Origin of the sequence: Roseateles sp., from assembly GCF_036486225.1 — a bacterium.
GTDB lineage: Bacteria > Pseudomonadota > Gammaproteobacteria > Burkholderiales > Burkholderiaceae_C > Roseateles.
This window is the reverse complement of record NZ_DASVNZ010000077.1, coordinates 1-4,102: the sequence shown is the minus strand read 5'-3', so window position 1 is coordinate 4,102 and position 4,102 is coordinate 1. Positions and strand designations below refer to the sequence as shown.

Annotated in this window: 4 protein-coding genes; all 4 read left to right on the top strand. The window is 71.0% G+C overall.

All coding sequences use genetic code 11. The features are described from left to right. Positions 1 to 1,219, top strand: a 1,219-nt coding sequence (locus tag VF536_RS05635) for a GspE/PulE family protein (protein ID WP_331613828.1), incomplete at its 5' end; no start/stop codon positions are given. Further along, complete coding sequence (locus VF536_RS05630) at positions 1,203 to 1,934, top strand: hypothetical protein (RefSeq protein ID WP_331613827.1); 732 nt, start codon at positions 1,203 to 1,205, stop codon at positions 1,932 to 1,934. The genes VF536_RS05635 and VF536_RS05630, both read left to right, overlap by 17 nt. Continuing rightward, entirely contained in the window at positions 1,931 to 2,452 is a 522-nt protein-coding gene (locus VF536_RS05625) for a hypothetical protein (RefSeq protein WP_331613826.1), read from the top strand. The genes VF536_RS05630 and VF536_RS05625 overlap by 4 nt, the downstream gene beginning before the upstream one ends. A gap of 169 nt (positions 2,453 to 2,621) precedes the next feature. Beyond that, positions 2,622 to 4,102 (top strand): methyl-accepting chemotaxis protein (locus VF536_RS05620; protein ID WP_331613825.1); only part of this gene is annotated, 1,481 nt, incomplete at its 3' end.

Genomic DNA, 4,102 nt, shown 5'->3' with positions numbered 1-4,102 from the left:
GACGCCGGGCCAGGGTGCCATCTCCGACACGACGAGCGCGGCGGACGGACCCGTGGTGGCCTTCGTCGACCAGGCCTTGCGCCGCGCGTACGAGGTCGGCGCGAGCGACATCCACTTCGAATGCGACCGGCAGGGCGTGAGCGTGCGCCTGCGCCGCGACGGCGTGCTGATGCCGCATGGCCGGCTGGCAGGCACGCGCGGCGCGGAGGAGGCGATCTCCCGGATCAAGGTGCTCGCACAGCTCGACATCACCGAACGGCGGCTGCCGCAGGACGGTCGTTTCCGCATCGCGCTGGGCGGTGGCGAGCTGGACCTGCGCGTGTCCATCATTCCGAGCGTCTTCGGCGAGGACGCGGTGCTGCGGCTGCTGGACAAGGCGCAGCTGCGCGATCCGGCGGACCAGGTGTCGCTGGACCTGCTCGGCTTCGACGCGGCGGGCGCCGCCAGCATCCGCGAGCTCGCCGGTCTGCCGCATGGCATGCTGCTGGTGACCGGCCCGACCGGCAGCGGCAAGACGACGACGGTGTACGCAGCGCTGTCGGAGGTCAACAACGGCATCGAGAAGATCATCACGATCGAGGATCCGGTCGAGTACGAGTTGGCCGGCGTGCTGCAGGTGCCGGTCAACGAGCGCAAGGGGCTGACCTTCGCCAAGGGCCTGCGGTCCATCCTGCGGCACGACCCGGACCGCATCCTGGTCGGCGAGATCCGCGACGCGGAGACGGCGGAGATCGCGGTGCAATCGGCGCTGACCGGACACCAGGTGCTGACGACGGTGCATGCGAACAGTGTGTTCGACGTGACCGGCCGCTTCAAGCACTTCGACCTGGACATGTTCGGTTTCATGGCGGCGCTCAACGGCGTGATCGTGCAACGGCTGGTGCGCTGCCTCTGCCCACACTGCGTGAGCGACCGGCCGGCGCAGCCGCGCGAGCAGCAGTGGTTCGTCGACATGGGGCTGGCGCGGCCGGAGACGATGCCGCTGCCCGTGGGCTGCGAGCGCTGCGGTGGCACCGGCTACAAGGGCCGTCGCGTGATCGCCGAGGTGCACACGATCGACGACGGCTTCCGCGACCTGGTCACGACCGGCGCGCCGGTGTCGGCGCTGCGGGAGAACGTCTATCGCAAGGGCGTGAGGACGCTGTCGCAGCTCGGTGCGGACATGGTGAGCCGGCGCGAATCGAGCGCGGAGGAGATCAAGCGTGTGGTGGGCTGGTAAGCGCGCGTCGGCGCGGACGGCGGTCGCCTATGCGGGCGAGCGCGCGGTGAGGCTGTCGCTGGGCGGCGTGCTGCTGGTCGCGGCGGACGTCGAGGGGCGGGACGCCGCGTTGGCGGCATTGGCCGCTGGGATCCGGGAGTTGCCGCGGGGCACGTCGCTGCGCGTGACGGTGAGCGGTGCGGTCAGCACCCCGTTCCTGCTGCCGGAGGTGGCCGGTGTCGCGGGCGAGGCCGATTGGATCGCGATTGCGAGGTCCATGGTCGAGGACCGCGCGGGACTTCCCGCCGACAGCCCCGTTTGGCTGGACGGCGGGCAGTCGTCGCCTCGGATGGCCGTCGCCATCGATGCGGCGTGGCGGGACGCGCTCATCGCGCTCGGCGGCCGCTCGCTGGAGAGCGTGCGCCCCTGGTGGGCGCTGGCGATCGAGGCGGCGGGTTCAACGCTGGCGGCTGGTGCAGCGACGTCCGCGATGGCGACCGTTCTGGCCATTGCGGACAGCGAAGAACTGGTGCTGCTGATTGCCGAGGGCGATACCTATCGCGTGGCCCAGACCTACCCGCTGGACGGCGAGTCCGCATCGGTGGTGCTCAATCGGGCGCTGGTGACGCACGACGTCCCGGCGGCCAGGATCGAGCTGATCGAATTCGACACCGGCGCGCTGCCGGGCCAGCAGGCCGGAGAGGCCTTGCCTTTCCGCAAGGAGATCGCGGCATGAGGGCTCTGAAGGTGGACTTCGCGCCCGCGCGCCGGCCGATCGTGGCGTTGGCGATCTGGGGCGCGATCTGCGCTGTCGCGACCTTGGGCCTTGGCTTTGGTGCTTGGCAGGCGTGGGAGGAGAGGGCCACACGCGTGGCACGGACCGACGCCGATGCTGCCGAGATCGCCCGCCTGCGGGACACGCTGCGCATGCGCGCGGACAAGGCGACGGCCGATGCGGTGCCCCCGACCTATGCGCGCGACGCGCTGACGGTGGTACGCACGGCGGCCTTCCCGATGCAGGCGGTCTTGCGGTCACTGGAAACCGTGGCGGTCGACGGCGTGCGCGTCAGCGGCATCGAGCTCAATGCCCCGCGCGGCGGCGCCGACGTGACGCTGGAGTTCGACGACTACAAGGCGCTGCTCGCCTATCTCGAGCTGCTCAACGAGGGCGAGGGCGTGCAGCGCTGGACGCTGGTGCGCGCCGAGGCCGCCGGCGCGCGGCGGCAGGCGGTGATCCGGTCGACGTGGCCGTGAGGGGCGTTCCGTCATCGGGCGATCAGCGCCCGACTCCGTCGCGCGAGCGTTAAAAACCCCCGCTTCCCGACCTTCCGGAGGGATCACCCCCGGGTTGTCCCGTCGCTGTAACGAAGCGTTGCAAGACTCGCGGCGCCTCCCCAGCACCGGCCTCCCAAGGTCCCGCCCGATGTCTCTCAAACACCGTCTCGCCGTCGTCGCACTCCTGTGCGGCGCCGTCTGCCTGCTGCCGACCGCGCAGCTGGGTTTCAACCTCCTCGATGCCCTGCGCACCGTCAAGGCGCAGCGCGCCGCGCTGCCCGCCAACCAGGCGTGGCAGCGCGTGATCGCCGATCTGTCCGAGCACCGGCTCGCCTCGGCCACCGCGTCCAGCCATCCCGAGCAGGCCGCCGCCCGCGACGCGGCCGCCGCGAAGATCGACAAGGACTTCGAGGCCGTGCTCGCCGAGCTCGGCAACGTGCGCCATGGCGACGCCCTGTCCGAGGAGGCGGGCAAGGCCCGCGAGCAGTTCAAGGCGCTCCACGCGAAGGGCGTGAGCCAGATGCTCCAGGTCCAGACGCCGCAGTACCGCGCGCTGTTCGACGCGATCTTCGATGCCGTCGCGCAGTTGAACGCGCGCTCCGGGCTGCTGATGCAGCAGGACGGCGCGACCTACTTCAACGTCGTCGCCGGCCTGCAGGTCGCGCCGCAGCTGACCGACACGCTCGCCGAGCTCGGCGCGATCGGCGCCGCGGCCGCGGTGGACGACGTCGCCGCCGTGGGCAACGCCGCGGGACGGTATCGCGCGGACCTGCGTCAGCTCAACGCCGCGCTGCGCCAGGCCGCCGTCGCGGACGAGGCGCATGCCGCGGACTACGCGGAAACGCTGCAGCGCGTCGCCCAGCAGCGCCAGGTCGTGCTGGAGGCGCTCGATGCCTCGGCGAAGGACGTGAACTACCCGCTCGATCAACTGGTCGCCACGCTGAAGAAGGGCGCGGTGCTGCAGTCGGAGCTCTCGGCGCGCGTGATGGACACGCTCGCTCAGCGGCTCGACGACAGCGAGTCCGCCGTCGCGCATCGTTTCCTGCTGACGACGATCGTCGTGATCGGCGGACTGATCGCGATGGGCCTGGTGCTGTGGCGCACGCTGCTCGGCGTCTGGCGTCCCATCCATGAGGCGGAGACGCTGACCGAGCGCATCGCGCAGGGCGACCTGACCGCCGAGTCCTCGTGGCACACCAACGACGACCTCGGCCGGATGCTCGATGCGATCCGGTCGATGCGCGACCGGCTGCGCGGGCTGGTGACGCAGATGCAGGTCGCGTCGGGCGAAATCCACGGCGCCGCCGACGAGATCGCCTCCGGCAACCAGGACCTGAGCGTGCGCAGCGAGCAGGCCGCCGCGCGGGTGCAGGAAGCATCGAGCAACGTGCAGCGGCTGTCGGAGACGCTGGACGGCACGGCGCAGGCTTCGGTCCGCACGCGCGGACTTGCCGATGAAGCAAGCGCCAGCGCCGCCGCGGGCGGCCGGATGGTGCAGGGCTTCGTCGACACCATGAGTTCGATCGGCGCGAGTTCCAAGCGCATGTCGGAGATCGTGTCGGTGATCGACATGATTGCGTTTCAGACCAACATCCTGGCGCTGAACGCGGCCGTCGAGGCGGCACGCGC

Excerpts from the sequence above, each read along its gene's own strand:
- VF536_RS05625 (WP_331613826.1), top strand. The coding sequence starts at position 1,931 with ATGAGGGCTCTGAAGGTGGACTTCGCGCCCGCGCGCCGGCCGATCGTG.